Below are 16,287 nucleotides of genomic sequence, written 5' to 3' on the forward strand. Positions count from 1 at the left end.
CCGGGCCGGCCTCACTTCGTACGGCGCCCCGCCGCCAGCCGGACGATGTCCACCCGGGAGCGGATCCCCAGCTTGCGGTAGACCCGCGTGAGCGTCGCCTCGACCGTCTTGACGCTGATGAACAGCCGTGCGGCGATCTCCCGGTTGGTCGCGCCCTCCATGACGAGCGCGGCGACCTGACGCTCCATCGCGGCGAGCCCGTCCAGGGCGGCGAGTCCCTCCGCGCCCTCTGACGCGGCGGAGGGGGTGATCGGTTCCCTCGTCCCCGCAGCCGCCGCCGTGTCCACCTGACGCAGCCACGGCAGCGCCCGGCAGCGCCGGAACAGCCGGGCCGCCTCGTCGTACGTCGTCGGTCCGGGCACGAGGGTCCCGCCCGGTCTCGCGAGGTCGCCCGGTCCGGCGAGGCCGAGCACCTGCGGGTCGGTGCGCAGGGCGGCCAGCGCGAACGCGGCGCGCGCCTCCTCAAGGCCGTAGCCCAGCTTGGCGAGCCGGTCCTGAACCGACGTCAGCTGAGCGAGCGCGGCCTCGTGTTCGCCGCGCGCGGCCCGCACCAGCGCTTCGGCCCGGTCCAGGACGGCCAGCACGCTCTCGCGGCCCAGGCGCAGCGCGTGCTCGCGGGTCACGGCGACCAGTTGACGCGCCTCCTCGATCTCGCCGATCCGGACGAGGGCCTCGGCGAGGTCGCCCTGCCAGCGTCCGCGCGCCGGGTCGGTGATGCCGAGGCCGTGCTCCAGCTCCCGCACCCGGCGCAGCGAGCGCGCCGCGCCCTCGGCGTCCCCGGCGACCAGTTGGGCGAATCCGAGCGCGGTCAGTCCCCGGGAGACGTACATCTGGTCGCCGACCTGCTCGGCCTGCTCGACGGCCTCGTGGGCGAGGGCGAGGGCGCGCTCCGGGTCGCCGCCGGAGGCCTCGGCGAGGGAGTTGAGGACGGCCGAGGGGATCTCGCCGATGCCGGAGTCGCGGGCCAGCCGCATGCTCTCGCGGGCCAGGTCGAGGGCGCGTCCGCAGTGCCCGGAGCGCAGTTCGGTCTCGGCGAGCAGCCGGACGAAGTGCACCTCGCTCTCGACCATGCCGCGGCGGCGCGCCTCACGCAGCAGCGCGGTGACGGTCGAGCGGGCGTCCGGCAGCTGGTCGCTCATGATCAGCCAGCGATACCGGGCGGCGCCCGGGCCGTTGTGGTGGCAGGAGATGGCGGGATCCTGCGGTTCCTTGAGCGCGCGTTTGATGGTCGCGGGGGCGTCCGGGTGACCCATCAGGTTCTCGGTCTGCGCCTGGAACGAGAGCGCGAGCAGCTCCGTGCGCCGGTCGCCCGCCCGGGCCGCCAGCTCCGCCGCGTGCGCGGCCTCCTCCCGGCCGATGGCGAAGTCGCCCTCCACCACCAGTCCCCGCCAGGCCAGTTGGTAGTGGACCAGGCCGAGCAGCCGCGGGTCGTCGCCCGCGTCGGCCAGCACCTGCGGGTAGACGGTGTCGACCTCGCCGATCGCCTGTCCGGCCGCCTCGATCACCACCATCCAGGCCCGCACCCGGTCGGCGGCCGCGGTCGCCCGGGTCAGCACCTCGCGCGCGATGTCCCGGGCGAGGTCCACCTCGCCCGCGGTGATCGCGTCCTCGGCCGCCTGCAACCGGTGTTCGTCGGGGCCCGGGGTGTCGTCGGCCGGGGTGTGCCGGGCGGCTAGCAGGCCGAGCGAGGCGGCCACCGAGGGCGCCCCGCGGTCCCGGGCCAGCGCGGCGGCCTCGGCGAGCCGGGCCGCGGCCTCCGGGTCGGTGCCGGTGGTGGCGAGGGCGAGATGCCGGGCCCGCTCGATGGGGTCGGAGGCCGCCGTGGACAGCGCGGCGTGCGCGGCCCGCCGCTCCTGCGCGGGTGCCTCCGCGTACAGCGCGGCCGAGATCAGCGGATGCGCGAAGCGTACGGCGGGGCCCTCGGGTTCCGTGGCGAGGAGCCCGAGTTCGGCCGCCTGCGCGGTCTCGGCCTCGGCGTTCTCCCGTCCTGCCGCGTGCAGCAGGGCCAGGGTGGGACGGGCGCCGGCGCTGGCCACCAGGAGGGTGTGGCGAGCCGCGGCGGGGAGCATGTCCAGCCGGTTCAGGACGAGGGCGCGCAGCGAGGTCGGGACCGGCAGCGGCTCGCCGGGGCGCGGTGGGGTGGGGTTCTCGGCCAGGGCGCGGCCCAGTTCGAGGGCGAAGAGCGGGTTGCCGGCGCTGGTGCGGTGGATGTCGCGGACCGTGGAGCGGGGCAGACCGGTGTAGCCGCGGTGGTCGAGCAGCGCGGAGACCTGGGCGCGGGAGAGCGCGCCGAGCCGGACGGCGAGGGTGTCCGGCGGGGACGCGCGTAGATGACGGTCGTACTCCTGCCCCTCGGTCCGTACCGCGCACAGCACCTGCACGGGGGTGTCGCCGAGGCGGCGGGCGGCGAAGCCGAGCAGCTCCGCACTGGCCGGATCCAGCCACTGGAGGTCGTCGGCGACGATCAGGACGGGGCCCTGGGCGGCGAGGGCGCGCAGGGTGGACAGCACGGCCAGGCGCAGGGCGAGACCGTCGCGTTGCAGAGTCGATTCGCCGCGGCCGGTGAGCGCCGATTCCAGGGCGGTGCGCTGGGCGGCGGGCAGCCGCTGGGAGACCTCGTCGGCGACCAGTCCGAGCAGGTCGGCCAGGGCCAGGAAGGGGAGATGGGATTCGGACTCGGTGGCCGAGCAGCGCAACACGGTACGTGCATGCGCCCCGTATTCGGTGGCCAATGCCCGCAGCACGGTCGACTTTCCAATTCCGGCGGGGCCGTGGAGCAGCACACTGCCGCCGTGGGCGAGCTGCTCGCGCGCCGCGCCGAACAGCTCCTCCCTGCCGATGACCAGGTCGGAGCGGCATCTGGCAGGCTCCTTGAAGTCCCGTGGCACGGTCACCGCTCCCCTCCGTGTGTCGTGTCCGGGCCAAATTCTAGGCAACATCTCATTGAAATTCGGACGGACCAGGTGGTGAGGGATATAACAACAGCGGGGCATAAGCAAATTCAAAGCGTGGCTGAATGAATAGATTGCCCACCCCGCAGCCCTGGCACACCTGAGGCCGCCCGCCGGACAGTCCCAGGGAGGCAGTCCCGGCCAAGGCGAAAGCCTTGCCCAGGGCAGCAGTCCCGCTTAGGGCAGCAGTCCCGCGCGCCGCGCCGACGCCACCGCCTCTCCCCGGGTGTGGGCACCCAGCCTGCGCATCGCAGAGCGCAGATAGCTCTTCACCGTCTCCGGCCGCAGCCCCAGCCGCTCGGCCGCCGCCGCGTTGGTCGCGCCCGCCGCCAGACACGCCAGTACGTCCAACTCCCGGGGCGCGAGCCGCACTTCCTCGGCCGACGTCCCCGACGCCAACAGCTCGCAGGCGTCGAGGAGTTCGGCCCGCAGCTGGGGGTCGGTGATCCGCGGCGCCAGCGCCCGCAGCGCCGCGTGCGCCTGTCGTACCTGCTCCACCACGGCCCCTCCCGCCGGGTCCCGGTCCGGCTCGGTCCGCGCGGCCACCGCCATCAGACCGCGCACCTCCTCCTGGACGACCAGCGCCTGCTCCACGTCCCGCGCGGCCTCCATCGCCAGGCTCAGCGTCCGGTCGCCCAGCGGCTGGGCCGAGCGCAGGGCGCCGTACAGCACACCGCGCACCCGGCGCCGTACGACCACCGGCACCGCCAGGATCGAGCGCAGCCCCTCGGCGGCGACCGGGGCGTCGTACTCGTGACTGATCTGCGCCGAGGACGAGTAGTCCGCGACCGCGCACGGGCGGGCCAGCGCGACCGCCCGGCCGCCGAGGCCGTTGCCGGAGGCCACCGCGAGGGCCATCAGGGCGGGCGTGGCGGTGCCGCTGAGCTCGCTGATACGCACCTGTCCGCGCCCCGCCTCGACCAGGCCGCCGAAGGCCACCGGCAGCCCGGTCAGGCGCCGCATCCGCAGCAGCGCACCCCGAATCTCCACCGACCCCGCAGCGTCCGCCGTCACCTGATCGCCCTTTCCCGCAGCGCACACCCCCGTTCGGGGGTAGTGAGACCTGCATCACGGATTACACGATGGCAGAGAGCCGCCCGGCAATGGTCCGGTAACGAGGAGGACGCAAGATGACGACGGCGACGGAGCTCTTCCGCGGCGCGCGGGACTTCCTGCTGGAGCACCGCGAGGACTACGCGAAGGCGTACGAGGGGTTCAGCTGGCCCCGGCCCGAGCGGTTCAACTGGGCGCTCGACTGGTTCGACGTCATCGCGGACGGCAACGACCGGACCGCCCTGCACATCGTCGAGGAGGACGGCACCGAGGTCCGGCTCTCCTTCGCGGAGCTGTCCGAGCGCTCCGACCGGATCGCGAACTGGCTGCGCGACCGGGGCGTCGGCGCCGAGGACCGCATCCTCGTCATGCTCGGCAACCAGGCCGAACTGTGGGAGACCGCGCTCGCCGCGATGAAACTGCGCGCCGTCGTCATCCCGGCCACCCCGCTGCTGGGCCCCGCCGACCTGCGCGACCGCGTCGAGCGCGGGCACGTGAGCCACGCGATCGTGCGCGCCGAGGACACCGCCAAGTTCGCCGACGTGCCGGGCAGTTACACCCGTATCTCCGTCGGCGGACTGCCGGAGGAGGGCTGGGAGCCGTACGAGGACGGGTACGTCGCCCCCGCCGAGTTCCTCCCGGACGGGCCCACCCTCGCCGACGACCCGCTGATGCTGTACTTCACCTCGGGCACGACCGCCCGCCCCAAACTGGTCGAGCACACCCACACGTCGTATCCCATCGGCCATCTCGCCACCCTGTACTGGATCGGCCTCAAGCCCGGCGACGTGCACCTCAACATCTCCTCGCCCGGCTGGGCCAAGCACGCCTGGTCGAATCTGTTCGCGCCGTGGAACGCCGAGGCGACCGTCTTCATCCACAACTACACGCGCTTCGACCCGGCCCGGCTGATGTCCGAGATGGACCGCGCCGGCGTCACCACCTTCTGCGCCCCACCGACCGTCTGGCGCATGCTGATCCAGGCCGACCTGACCCAACTGCGCACCCCGCCGCGGGAGGTGGTCGCCGCGGGGGAGCCCCTCAACCCCGAGGTCATCGAACAGGTGCGGCGCGCCTGGGGAGTCACCGTCCGGGACGGCTTCGGACAGACCGAGACCGCCGTGCAGGTCGCCAACAGCCCGGGCCAGCCGCTGAAGTCCGGTTCGATGGGACGGCCGAGCCCGGGCTACCGGGTCGAACTCCTCGACCCCGTGACCGGCGCCCCCGGCGTCGACGAGGGCGAGATCTCCCTCGACCTGTCCGCCCACCCGGTCGGCCTGATGACCGGCTACCACGGCGACCCCGACCGTACGGCGGAGGCGATGGCCGCCGGCTACTACCGCACCGGCGACATCGGCTCCCGGGACGCGGACGGCTACATCACCTACGTCGGCCGGTCCGACGACGTCTTCAAGGCCTCCGACTACAAGATCAGCCCCTTCGAGCTGGAGAGCGCGCTGCTCGAACACGAGGCGGTGGCCGAGGCCGCGGTCGTGCCCGCGCCGGACGAACTGCGCCTGGCGGTACCGAAGGCGTACATCGTCCTCGCCGAGGGCTGGCAGCCGGGTCCCGACACCGCGAAGGTGCTCTTCGAGCACTCCCGCGAGGTCCTGGCCCCCTACAAGCGCGTCCGCCGCCTCGAGTTCGCGGCGCTGCCCAAGACCGTCTCCGGCAAGATCCGCCGGATCGAGCTGCGCGAGGCCACGGCCGCCGGCTCCGCGGACGAGTACCGCGAGGAGGACTTCCGGTGACCCCACCACCCTCGTACACCCACGGCACGAGCGCGACGACCCTGCTCGGCGACACCATCGGCGCCAACCTCGACCGGGCCGTCGCCGCCTGGCCCGACCGCGAGGCACTGGTCGACGTCCCCTCCGGACGGCGCTGGACGTACGCCGAATTCGCCGCCGACGTCGATCGGTTGGCGTCCGCGCTGCTCGCGAGCGGGGTCGCCAAGGGCGACCGGGTGGGCATCTGGGCGATCAACTGCCCGGAGTGGGTGCTCGTTCAGTACGCCACCGCCCGCATCGGCGCGATCATGGTGAACATCAACCCCGCCTACTGCACCCACGAGGTCGAGTACGTCCTCAAGCAGGCCGGGATCTCGCTGCTGGTGGCCTCCCTCAGCCACAAGAGCAGCGACTACCGGGTGATGGTCGACGAAGTGCGGGGCAGGTGCCCCGAGTTGCGCGAGGTCGTGTACATCGGCGACCCGAGCTGGGAGGTGCTGGTCGGGCGCGCGACGAGTGAGGTGGCGTACCCGGAGCTGTCCTGCGACGACCCCATCAACATCCAGTACACCTCGGGCACGACGGGCTTCCCCAAGGGGGCCACCCTCTCCCACCACAACATCCTCAACAACGGCTATTTCGTGGGCGAGTTGATCTCCTACACCGAGCAGGACCGGGTGTGCATCCCGGTGCCCTTCTACCACTGCTTCGGCATGGTGATGGGCAACCTCGCGGCCACCTCGCACGGCGCCTGCATGGTCATCCCGGCCCCGTCCTTCGACCCGAAGGCCAGCCTTGAGGCGGTCCAGCAGGAGCGCTGCACCTCCCTGTACGGCGTACCGACCATGTTCATCGCGGAGTTGAACCTCCCCGACTTCGCGAGCCACGACCTCTCCACCCTGCGCACCGGCATCATGGCGGGCTCGCCCTGTCCGGTGGAGGTGATGAAGCGGGTGGTCACCGAGATGCACATGGCCGAGGTCTCCATCTGCTACGGCATGACCGAGACGTCCCCCGTCTCCCTCCAGACCCGCAGGGACGACGACCTGGAGCACCGCACCGGCACGGTCGGCCGGGTCCTGCCGCACATCGAGGTCAAGGTGGTCGACCCGGCGACCGGGGTGACCCAAGCCCGGGGCACCGCGGGGGAGTTGTGCACCCGCGGCTACAGCGTGATGCTCGGCTACTGGAACGAGCCCGAGAAGACCGCCGAGGCCGTCGACCCCGGCCGCTGGATGCACACCGGCGACCTGGCCATGATGCGCGACGACGGCTACGTCGAGATCGTCGGCCGCATCAAGGACCTCATCATCCGCGGCGGCGAGAACATCTACCCGCGCGAGATCGAGGAGTTCCTCTACGCCCATCCGAAGATCGCCGACGTCCAGGTCGTCGGCGTCCCGCACGAGCGCTACGGCGAGGAGGTCCTGGCCTACGTCATCACCCGCGACCCGGCCGACCCGCTGACCCTGAGCGAACTGCGCGCCTTCTGCGACGGCCGGCTCGCCCACTACAAGATCCCGAGCAGGCTGCACCTGCTCGACTCCTTCCCGATGACGGTGTCCGGGAAGGTGCGGAAGATCGAACTGCGGGAGAGGTACGCGGACGGTTCCTGAGCCGCTTGCCGAAGGGTGGCCGGTTCCGGAGTGAGCCGGTCACGCGCCCGCCGCGTCCAGGTCGTCGGCGAGGGTGTTGACCGGCTGCGGGGTGCCCGTGAGGTCGAGGACGAACAGGGGCATGCCGAGGGAGTCGGCGCAGGTGCGGGCGTCGGTGTCGTACCCCGCGAGGGAGAAGTAGACGCAGGCCGACGACTCCGTCATGGCCGTCAGCCACAGGCACTCCACGTCCCGCAGCGCGGCCGGGCGGACGGTCGGGTCGACCTGGGCCAGCAGGCCCTTGGCGGCGAGCCCGATGCCGGACGGGGGTCTCTGGTCGGCCCGGCGGATGTCCTGGTAGCCCAGCCAGCGCAGATACAGGGCGGCGGCCGTCACCGCGTCCCGCGCCGTACGGATCGTGACCGGCTGGAAGGCCCGGCGGGCCGGCGTCCCGCCGACCGGCACCTCGGTGGGGGCCGGCCGCGGCACCCGCTCCAGGGGCGCGGACCGGCCGTCCGCCTGGGCCACCGGGATCCGCAGCAGGGTCCCGCAAGGGCAGCCCAGCTCCGGGTGCGGCCACTGGTCCAGGCGGTCGCAGGAGGCGCAGCGCACACCGACCCACTCCTCGTCCCAGACCCGGTGCGTGACGGCCGTCGGCACACCGCCCGGGTCCAGCGGCGGAGTGACCGGCGCCCCGCACACGCACGGATAGGACGGTGCGGTGTAGCGGTGCTCGCGCCGGCAGGCCGGGCAGCGCACCGGCACGCTCTCGGGCATGGCCACTCCAAGGCGTCGCATCGGGACGGCGGTCCCATAGTGCTCCTGCGCACCCGCCCTTGTCCGACGCTTCGCGTGGGCCGACGGACGGGCGTGCACTGCGCGCCGCTCTCTTGACGGCCCCCGCCCCTCCACCTACATTGCTTCCAGATAGTAGAAAACAGTTTCCGTATTACGGAAGAGCTACTCGCGGCGGGGCGCGACGGGAGTGCCATTCCGACAGCCGAAGCAGGAGTACGCAATGGCTCGAATGACCGCTGCCCGCGCGGCAGTTGAGATCCTCAAGCGCGAGGGCGTCAGCAACGCGTTCGGTGTGCCCGGCGCGGCGATCAACCCCTTCTACGCGGCGCTCAAGGCCTCCGGAGGCATCCACCACACCCTCGCCCGCCACGTCGAGGGCGCCTCGCACATGGCCGAGGGCTACACCCGCACCCACCCGGGCAACATCGGCGTCTGCGTCGGCACCTCGGGCCCGGCCGGCACCGACATGATCACGGGGCTGTACTCCGCGATCGGCGACTCCATCCCGATCCTGTGCATCACCGGCCAGGCCCCGACCGCCGTGATCCACAAAGAGGACTTCCAGGCCGTCGACATCGCCTCGATCGCGGGTCCGGTCACGAAGATGGCGGTCACCGTGCTGGAGGCGGCGCAGGTCCCGGGCGTCTTCCAGCAGGCCTTCCACCTCATGCGCTCGGGACGTCCGGGCCCGGTCCTGATCGACCTGCCGATCGACGTCCAGCTCACCGAGATCGAGTTCGACCCGGAGACGTACGAGCCGCTGTCGGTCTACAAGCCGGCCGCGACCCGTGCCCAGATCGAGAAGGCGATCGGGCTGCTGAACGCCTCCGAGCGCCCGCTGATCGTCGCCGGCGGCGGAGTCATCAACGCCGATGCGGCCGAACTCCTGGTGGAATTCGCGGAGTTGACCGGCATCCCGGTCGTGCCGACCCTGATGGGCTGGGGCGTGCTGCCCGACGACCACGAGTTGAACGCCGGCATGGTCGGCCTGCAGACCTCGCACCGCTACGGCAACGCGACCTTCCTGGAGTCCGACTTCGTCCTCGGCATCGGCAACCGCTGGGCCAACCGCCACACCGGCAAGCTGGACGTCTACACGGCCGGCCGGACGTTCGTCCACGTCGACATCGAGCCCACCCAGATCGGCAAGATCTTCGCCCCCGACTACGGCATCGCCTCCGACGCGAAGGCGGCCCTGGAGCTGTTCGTCGAGGTGGCAAGGGAGTTGCAGACGGCGGGCCGCCTGCCCGACCGCTCGGCCTGGGCGGCCTCGGCGCAGGAGAAGAAGGCGACCCTCCAGCGCCGTACCCACTTCGACGACATCCCGATCAAGCCGCAGCGCGTCTACGAGGAGATGAACAAGGCCTTCGGCCCGGAGACCCGGTACGTCTCCACGATCGGCCTCTCGCAGATCGCCGGCGCCCAGATGCTGCACGTCTTCCGGCCGCGGCACTGGATCAACTGCGGCCAGGCGGGCCCTCTCGGCTGGACGATCCCGGCCGCGCTGGGCGTCGCCAAGGCCGACCCCGAGGCGTCCGTGGTCGCCCTGTCCGGCGACTACGACTTCCAGTTCATGATCGAGGAACTGGCGGTCGGCGCGCAGCACAAGATCCCGTACGTGCACGTGCTGGTCAACAACGCCTACCTGGGCCTGATCCGCCAGGCGCAGCGCGCCTTCGACATCGACTTCCAGGTCAACCTGGAGTTCGAGAACATCAACTCGCCCGAACTGGGCGCCTACGGCGTCGACCACGTCAAGGTCGCCGAGGGCCTTGGCTGCAAGGCGATCCGGGTGACCGACCCGGCCGAACTCGGCGCCGCCTTCGAGCAGGCGAAGAAGCTCGCCGCGCAGTTCCAGGTCCCGGTCGTCGTCGAGGCCGTCCTGGAGCGCGTCACCAACATCTCCATGTCGACCTCGAACGACATCTCCAACGTGGTCGAGTTCGAGGAGATCGCGACCGAGCCGGGGCATGCGCCGACCTCGATCAGGACGCTGAAGGTCTGACGTCCGACCCGCCCCGAACGGCACAAGAGCGGCTCACCCTGCGGTGAGCCGCTCTTTCGGTGCGCGTGAGGCCCGCCGCCCCCGTGCCGACGGGCTTCACGCGTGACCGGAATGTGCCCACCCGTGAGGGTGGTTGAAGCATCTTGAATTATATTCAGTGCTTGATGCGAGCATAGCGTACCCGTCCTACGTCTCCAGGTGGGACGTCCTACGGCCCGCGGTGTACGCGCGCGGTCATGCCCCCTCGTGGTGCTCCGACAGCCCCGGCCAGTCCTCGGGACCGCCGCCCTGCCAGTCGATGAGGTCGGTGTCCTCGACGTCGGTGACGTAGTGGTCGGCCAGGCGCAGGATCTCGGCGACGTCGTCGATGTGGGTCGCGATGCCCAGCGTCTCGTCGCCCGAGGTCACGCGCCGGGAGCCGTCCAGGGCCGGCGCGTGGACCACGATGTGCGGGTTCTCGGTTGGATGTGCCATGCCCCCAGCCTGCAACGGCGAAGGCGCCGGATGCGGGATCTTCCGCATCCGGCGCCTTCGCGCTCCTCGGTCGTCGTTCATCGGGCTGGGACCGCGGCGGAGGCGACGGAACCGGGGCGCTCCGCCCCTCTGGTCGAGATGGAGCTCCGGGTCCTTCACCACCGCACTGGCTCGCACTCCGCCGCGGTCCTCGCCCTACCCGCACCGTGTCCCCTCCCGTACGACCACCCCTCATCCGGGCCGCCGGGTGGGACACGGCCGGGGGCTCGGTCCTCACACGCTTCTTCGATTGGTTTCCGGGCGGCGCCTCGCCTGGGCGCGACAGGACAGTTGTCGGCGTCGGCGCCGCCCGGAGCTTGTGCGGCCGGCCCCTGGCACAGGGCTCGGCCCCGGTGTCAGACCCGGTCGCCGGAGAGGCGCTCGACGGCGCGCAGCAGCGCCGAGTGGTCGAGGCCGCCGTCGCCCTGCGCGCGCAGGCTGGCGACCAGTTGGGCGACCACGGCGCCGACCGGCAGGGCCGCGCCGACGTTGCGGGCCGCGTCGGTGACGATGCCCATGTCCTTGTGGTGCAGGTCGATCCGGAAGCCCGGCTTGAAGTCGCGGCTCAGGAAGTTGTCCTTCTTCCGCGTCAGCACGGTGGAGCCCGCGAGCCCGCCGTTGAGGACGTCGAGGGCGGCGGCGAGGTCCACGCCCGACTTCTCCAGGAAGACCACGGCCTCGGCGCACGCCTGGATGTTCACGGCGACGATCAGCTGGTTGGCGGCCTTCACGGTCTGCCCCGAGCCGTGCGGACCGCACAGCACGATGGTCCGGCCGAGCGCGTCGAAGATCGGCTCGGCCTCCTCGAAGTCGGACTGCCCGCCGCCGACCATGATGGACAGCACGGCCTCGATCGCGCCCGCCTCACCGCCGGAGACGGGAGCGTCGAGCACGCGGATCCCCTTGTCCCGGGCGGCCGTTGCCAGGTCCACCGAGGTCTGCGGGGTGATCGAGGACATGTCGATCAGCAGGGCGCCGGAGCGCGCGTTCTCCAGGATGCCGTCGGGGCCGTACGCGATCGCCTCGACCTGCGGGGACGCGGGCACCATCGTGATGACGACGTCGGCGTCCCGCACGGCCTCCGCGATCGAACCGGCGGCCGTGCCGCCGGCGGCGGTCAGCCGGTCCAGCTTGTCCTGCTCCAGGGTGAAGCCGGTGACGTCGTAACCCGCCTTGATCAGGTTCTCGGACATGGGGGAGCCCATGATGCCGAGGCCTATCCAGGCGATCTTGGGGAGTGCGTTGCTCATGGGTGGGGGCCTTTCGGGAAGGGGATCAGCGGGGCAGCCAGTCGAAGGCCTCGGCGCTCGGGCGGTCGCCGGGCTTGTACTCCAAGCCGACCCAGCCGTCGTAACCCGCCTTCTTCAGCTGGTCGAGGAGGTCTTCGAGGGGCAGCGACCCCGTGCCCGGCGCTCCACGCCCCGGGCTGTCGGCGATCTGCACATGTCCGGTCTTCGCCGTGAACTGCTCGATCACCGAAGGGAGTTCCTCGCCGTTCCGCGCCAAGTGGTAGAGGTCCATGAGGAACTTGGCGTTGCCGAGGCCGGTCGCGGCGTTCACCTTGTCGACGACCCCCACGGCGGCGGGGGCGCTGACGAGTGGATACAGCGGCGACTCGGGCTTGTTGAGCGCCTCGATCAGGAGGATCGCGCCGATCCTGTCGGCGGCGCGGGCCGCGAGGACCAGGTTCTCCAGCGCGAGCGCGTCCTGCTCCGCCGGGTCGACGCCGTCGACGCGGTTGCCGTAGAGCGCGTTGAGCGCCCCGGCGCCGAGGGAGTGGGCGAAGTCCGCGGCCACGTCGATGTTCGCGCGGAACCGCTCCGACTCCTCGCCGGGGATCGACAGGGCACCGCGGTCCGGGCCCGGCAGCTGTCCGGCGTAGAAGTTGAGGCCCGTCAGCTGGACGCCCGCGTCCTCGATCGCCCTCTTGAGGGCGTCGAGTGCGGACCGCTCGGGGGTGGGGGAGTCGACCCAGGGCCACCACAGCTCGACCGCCGTGAAGCCGGCCGCGGCGGCGGCAGCGGGGCGCTCCAGGAGGGGGAGTTCCGTGAAGAGGATCGACAGGTTGACGTTGAAGCGCTGGTCTGCGAATCCCATGGGGGCCGCGCTCCCTTCCGTGTCGAGGTCTAAAGCAAGATTCCGTATTGTGGAATATTGTTTCTGCTTAATGGAAGATTGCCGTCGAGGGGCGAGGCTTGTCAAGGGGGCGGGGCGCACGAAGGCGCCCACGTCAGGGAAGCCGCGGGTCGTTGTACGAGGTGGTCGGTCAGGTCCGGTCCGCGGTGGCCGCGGGCGCGGCGAGGCTGCTCAGCAGGCGCAGTGCGGCTTCCGAGGGGGAGTCGGGGGCGGTCGTGTAGGCGATCAGCCGCTGCCCTGCGGCGCCGGGCATGCAGAGGTTCTCGAAGGCGAGCTCCAGCGCGCCGACCATCGGGTGGTGCAGCCGCTTGGTGCCCGAGGTGCAGGTGCGGACCGGGTGCCGGGACCAGAGGGCGGCGAACTCGGCGCTCTGGATGGACAGTTCACCGACCAGCGCGGCGAGGGCGCGGTCGTCGGGATGGCGCCCGGCCACCAACCGCAGCGAGGCGACGGCCAGTTCGGCCTCCGAGTCCGGGTCGTCGTACAGCGCCCGGTACCGCTCGTCCAGGAACAGCATCCGCACGAGGTTCGGCCGCGCTCCCGGCCGGTCGGGCCCGTCCGGCGCCAACTGCCCGGCGAGCAGGGCGTGTCCGAGCCGGTTCCAGGTGAGCACGTCGCCCCGGCGGTCCAGGACGAGAGCCGGTACGTCGGTCATGGCGGCGATCAGCCGGCGCGCCGAGGTGCTCGCGTGTTCCGCGCGGGGCGGTGCGGGCGGCCGGGGCGCGGAGGCGTCGGCGGGACGGGCGAGGGCGAGCAGGTGGGCGGTCTCGTCGGCGCCCAGTCGTAGGGTGCGGGCGATCGCGTACAGGACCGAGTCCGAGACGCCCTTCGCGCGGCCCTGTTCGAGGCGGGTGTAGTGGGTGATGCTGACGCCCGCCAGCGTGGCCAGCTCCTCGCGCCGCAGGCCCGTGACCCGGCGGCGGGTCGGGTGCGGGGTGAGCCCGAGTTCCTCGGGGCGCAGCGCGGCACGCCGGGATCTGAGGAACTCGCCCAGCTCGGACCGGGTGTCCATGCCTGCCTCCTCGGTGCGGTTGCCGCCTCTCCATCATGCCGGTGGCCGCCCGCGAACGGGATCCGTGAGGGTGGTCATGCCGTGACCACCCTTGCGCCGCCTGCCCAACTCCGGGTGCTGGCTGGGCGTTCGGAGGCGGACGAGCCTTTCCTCCAGCACCGCGCGATCAGCGCGAGAGCACCGTGAGGAAGGAACACGACGTCATGACCGTCACCGACACGAGGGCGGCCGGCAGCGGCCCGGCCGCCCTCACCCCCAGGCTCCGGCTGGTCCTGGTGCTGCTGCTCGCGGCCCAGTTCATGCTGGCGGTCGACTTCTCCATCCTGAACGTGGCGCTGCCCGTGATCGGCGACGGCCTGGGCTTCTCGCTGGCGCACCTCCAGTGGATCGGCACCGCGTTCGCGCTGTGCGCGGCCGGGTTCACCCTGCTCTTCGGCCGGGTCGCCGACCTCTTCGGGCGCCGGCGGATCTTCCTCGGCGGTCTCGCCGTGCTCGCCGCCGCCTCACTGCTGGGCGGCCTCGCGCAGAGCCCGGAGACGCTGATCACCGCCCGCGTCCTGCAAGGCCTCGCGACCGCGGCGGTCACCCCGGCGGGCCTGTCCCTGCTGACCACCGCGTTCCCGGAGGGGCCGCTGCGGGCACGAGCGCTCGGCCTCAACGGGGCGCTCATGTCGGCCGGGTTCACCACCGGGGCGATCCTGGGCGGCCTGCTCACCGACCTCCTGTCCTGGCGGTGGTCGTTCTTCCTCAACGTCCCCGTCGCCCTCGCCGTCCTGGCCGTCGCCCCGGCGGTCGTCAAGGAGTCGCGGCCCGTCGAACGCCCGCGGCTCGACCTGCCCGGCGCAGTCACCGTCACGCTCGGCCTGCTGGCCGTCGTACTCGGCATCACACAGGCCGGCGAGCGCGGCTGGGGCTCGCCGCTCGCGCTGGGGGCGCTGGGCCTGGGCGCGGTCCTGCTGCTCGTGTTCCTCGCCGTGGAGCGCCGGGCCCCGGCCCCGCTGGTGCCGCCGAGCGTGCTGCGCCGGCGCTCCGTCGCGTGGGGCAACGCCACCGGGCTGATCGCCTTCCTGACCGAGACGTCCCTGGTCTTCCTGCTGACCCTCTACCTCCAGGAGGTGCTCGGCTTCTCCCCGCTGGCCGCGGGTCTGAGCTTCGGCGTGCTCGGCCTCGGCACGGTCCTCGGCGGTCTCGCCGCGCCCCGGGTCATCGGCCGGTTCGGCAGCCGGCGGACCCTGGTCGCCGGCGGTCTCGTCCAGGCCGTGGCGACCGCCGCGCTGCTCGGCCTCGGCGCCGACCGGTCCTGGCTGTGGCTGCTCCTGGCCGGCACGTTCCTGGGCGGGGTCGGGAACATGCTGGCCATCGTCGGCTTCATGGTCACCGCCACGTCGGGTCTGGCCGACCGGGAACAGGGGCTGGCCACCGGGCTCGCCACGATGACCCAGCAGATCGGCATCACCGTGGGCACCCCGGTGATGAGCGCGGTGGCCACGGCGGCCATGACGGGCACCGGCGCCGCGGCCGTCCTCGGCGGCCTTCGGGTCGCCATCGCGGTGAACGCCGGTGTGGTGCTTCTCGGGGTGATCGGCAGCCTCGTGTTCCTGCGCAGTGAGGAACCGGCCGCTGTCGTGTACCCGGCGAGCTGATCCCCCGGTCCGTTAGAGTCGCCCACGGGCGGACCGACCGGCGTCGCCGGTGCCCGGAGTCACGCAGGTCAGGAACGTGTCTGGGGGCAGTATGCGACTGAGAGTGGAGTTCACCACCGAACCCTTCGACCTCGACGAGGCACCCGCGCACGCGGTCGTCGCCCGTGAGGTCATCGAGGCCGGTGAGCTGGACGCGGTGGACGTCGGGCCGTTCGGCAACACGGCGGAGGGCGCCTCCGACGCCGTACTCACCGCCGTGGACGCGCTGCTGCGCAAGACCCTGGAAGCCGGCGCCACCCGGATCTCGCTCCAGGTCAACGTGATCGGGGAGGGCGACGCGTGACCGGCACCGGGGACGAGCCCTTCATCACGGCGGTGAAGCCGCTGGTCGACGCCATGGGCGGGGAGATGGTCCCGCCGGACGAGGCGGGACCCGACGACGTCGTGCTCGCCTGGGAGGGCGTGGACGTGGTCGCCGTACGCCTGCCGCAGCTCGCCGACTCGCTGGACCACATCCTGGCCGCGATGGAACGCAAGCAGGGCAAGCCGCTGGCGGAGCTGGACCGCAAGGCCAAGCAGGAGGTCGTACGGATACTGGAGGCGCGCGGCGCCTTCTCGGTACGGCACGGTGTGGAGACCGTCGCGAGCGCGCTCGGGGTCAGCCGGTTCACCGTCTACAACTACCTGAACCGGGAGAAGGGATAGTCGATGTGGAGCGCGCGTCCACACTGGTGGAAGGCTCGAAGGGTAAGAAGTGCCAGGTCAGGGCTAACCCCCAACCCTCCTCTTTCGCATGTAGGTGAATGTGTGTGCACGTAGTGCTGTGGACGTGTTGTGGACTTTCCGCGGAC

The 16,287-nt window shown here is 71.9% G+C and carries 13 protein-coding genes; 6 read left to right on the forward strand and 7 right to left on the reverse strand.

The window, feature by feature from the left end:
• Positions 1-11 precede the first annotated feature (11 nt).
• Together ACIP6U_RS16890 and ACIP6U_RS16895 are read right to left on the reverse strand one after the other, a co-directional pair.
• Positions 12-2,894: an AAA family ATPase gene (locus tag ACIP6U_RS16890; protein ID WP_401717729.1), complete on the reverse strand. Its 2,883-nt coding sequence runs from the start codon at positions 2,892-2,894 to the stop codon at positions 12-14.
• A 234-nt stretch (positions 2,895-3,128) separates the two neighbouring features.
• The gene (locus ACIP6U_RS16895) at positions 3,129-3,965 is read right to left on the reverse strand and encodes a response regulator transcription factor (protein ID WP_401717732.1); all 837 of its coding nucleotides are present in this window, start codon (positions 3,963-3,965) and stop codon (positions 3,129-3,131) included.
• A 116-nt stretch (positions 3,966-4,081) separates the two neighbouring features.
• Here ACIP6U_RS16895 and ACIP6U_RS16900 point away from each other — a divergent pair, with 116 nt between their 5' ends.
• Together ACIP6U_RS16900 and ACIP6U_RS16905 are read left to right on the forward strand one after the other, a co-directional pair.
• On the forward strand, positions 4,082-5,755 hold the full coding sequence (locus ACIP6U_RS16900) for an AMP-binding protein (RefSeq protein ID WP_401717735.1): 1,674 nt from the start codon (positions 4,082-4,084) through the stop codon (positions 5,753-5,755).
• A complete protein-coding gene (locus ACIP6U_RS16905; RefSeq protein WP_401717738.1) occupies positions 5,752-7,350 on the forward strand; it encodes an AMP-binding protein in 1,599 nt (532 codons plus the stop codon). The genes ACIP6U_RS16900 and ACIP6U_RS16905 overlap by 4 nt, the downstream gene beginning before the upstream one ends.
• Positions 7,351-7,389: 39 nt before the next feature.
• Here ACIP6U_RS16905 and ACIP6U_RS16910 read toward each other — a convergent pair whose 3' ends face one another.
• Complete coding sequence (locus ACIP6U_RS16910) at positions 7,390-8,106, reverse strand: hypothetical protein (protein WP_401717741.1); 717 nt, start codon at positions 8,104-8,106, stop codon at positions 7,390-7,392.
• Between the two features lie 241 nt (positions 8,107-8,347).
• Between ACIP6U_RS16910 and gcl the strand changes: the two genes are divergently transcribed.
• Positions 8,348-10,132: a glyoxylate carboligase gene (gene gcl / locus ACIP6U_RS16915; RefSeq protein WP_401717744.1), complete on the forward strand. Its 1,785-nt coding sequence runs from the start codon at positions 8,348-8,350 to the stop codon at positions 10,130-10,132.
• A 234-nt stretch (positions 10,133-10,366) separates the two neighbouring features.
• Here gcl and ACIP6U_RS16920 read toward each other — a convergent pair whose 3' ends face one another.
• From ACIP6U_RS16920 to ACIP6U_RS16935, 4 genes are all read right to left on the reverse strand, one after another.
• Positions 10,367-10,606 (reverse strand): hypothetical protein, encoded by a 240-nt coding sequence (locus ACIP6U_RS16920; RefSeq protein WP_401717747.1) that lies wholly within the window; start codon positions 10,604-10,606, stop codon positions 10,367-10,369.
• Positions 10,607-11,001: 395 nt separating this feature from the next.
• Positions 11,002-11,895 (reverse strand): 2-hydroxy-3-oxopropionate reductase, encoded by an 894-nt coding sequence (locus ACIP6U_RS16925; RefSeq protein ID WP_401717750.1) that lies wholly within the window; start codon positions 11,893-11,895, stop codon positions 11,002-11,004.
• Positions 11,896-11,920: 25 nt separating this feature from the next.
• Positions 11,921-12,742, reverse strand: coding sequence for a TIM barrel protein (locus tag ACIP6U_RS16930; RefSeq protein ID WP_401717753.1), 822 nt, complete (start codon positions 12,740-12,742; stop codon positions 11,921-11,923).
• A gap of 169 nt (positions 12,743-12,911) precedes the next feature.
• On the reverse strand, positions 12,912-13,793 hold the full coding sequence (locus ACIP6U_RS16935) for a helix-turn-helix transcriptional regulator (protein ID WP_401717756.1): 882 nt from the start codon (positions 13,791-13,793) through the stop codon (positions 12,912-12,914).
• 203 nt (positions 13,794-13,996) lie between these two features.
• On the opposite strand from ACIP6U_RS16935, the gene ACIP6U_RS16940 reads away from it, so the two are divergent.
• From ACIP6U_RS16940 to ACIP6U_RS16950, 3 genes are all read left to right on the forward strand, one after another.
• Positions 13,997-15,436 carry an MFS transporter gene (locus tag ACIP6U_RS16940; RefSeq protein ID WP_401717758.1) on the forward strand — a complete coding sequence of 480 codons (1,440 nt, stop codon included), beginning with the start codon at positions 13,997-13,999 and terminating at the stop codon, positions 15,434-15,436.
• Between the two features lie 91 nt (positions 15,437-15,527).
• Complete coding sequence (locus ACIP6U_RS16945) at positions 15,528-15,779, forward strand: hypothetical protein (RefSeq protein WP_124001641.1); 252 nt, start codon at positions 15,528-15,530, stop codon at positions 15,777-15,779.
• Entirely contained in the window at positions 15,776-16,141 is a 366-nt protein-coding gene (locus ACIP6U_RS16950) for a helix-turn-helix domain-containing protein (RefSeq protein WP_401717762.1), read from the forward strand. The genes ACIP6U_RS16945 and ACIP6U_RS16950 overlap by 4 nt, the downstream gene beginning before the upstream one ends.
• Positions 16,142-16,287 lie beyond the last annotated feature (146 nt).

The sequence above is a fragment of the Streptomyces sp. NPDC088794 genome (assembly GCF_044750545.1).
GTDB lineage: Bacteria > Actinomycetota > Actinomycetes > Streptomycetales > Streptomycetaceae > Streptomyces.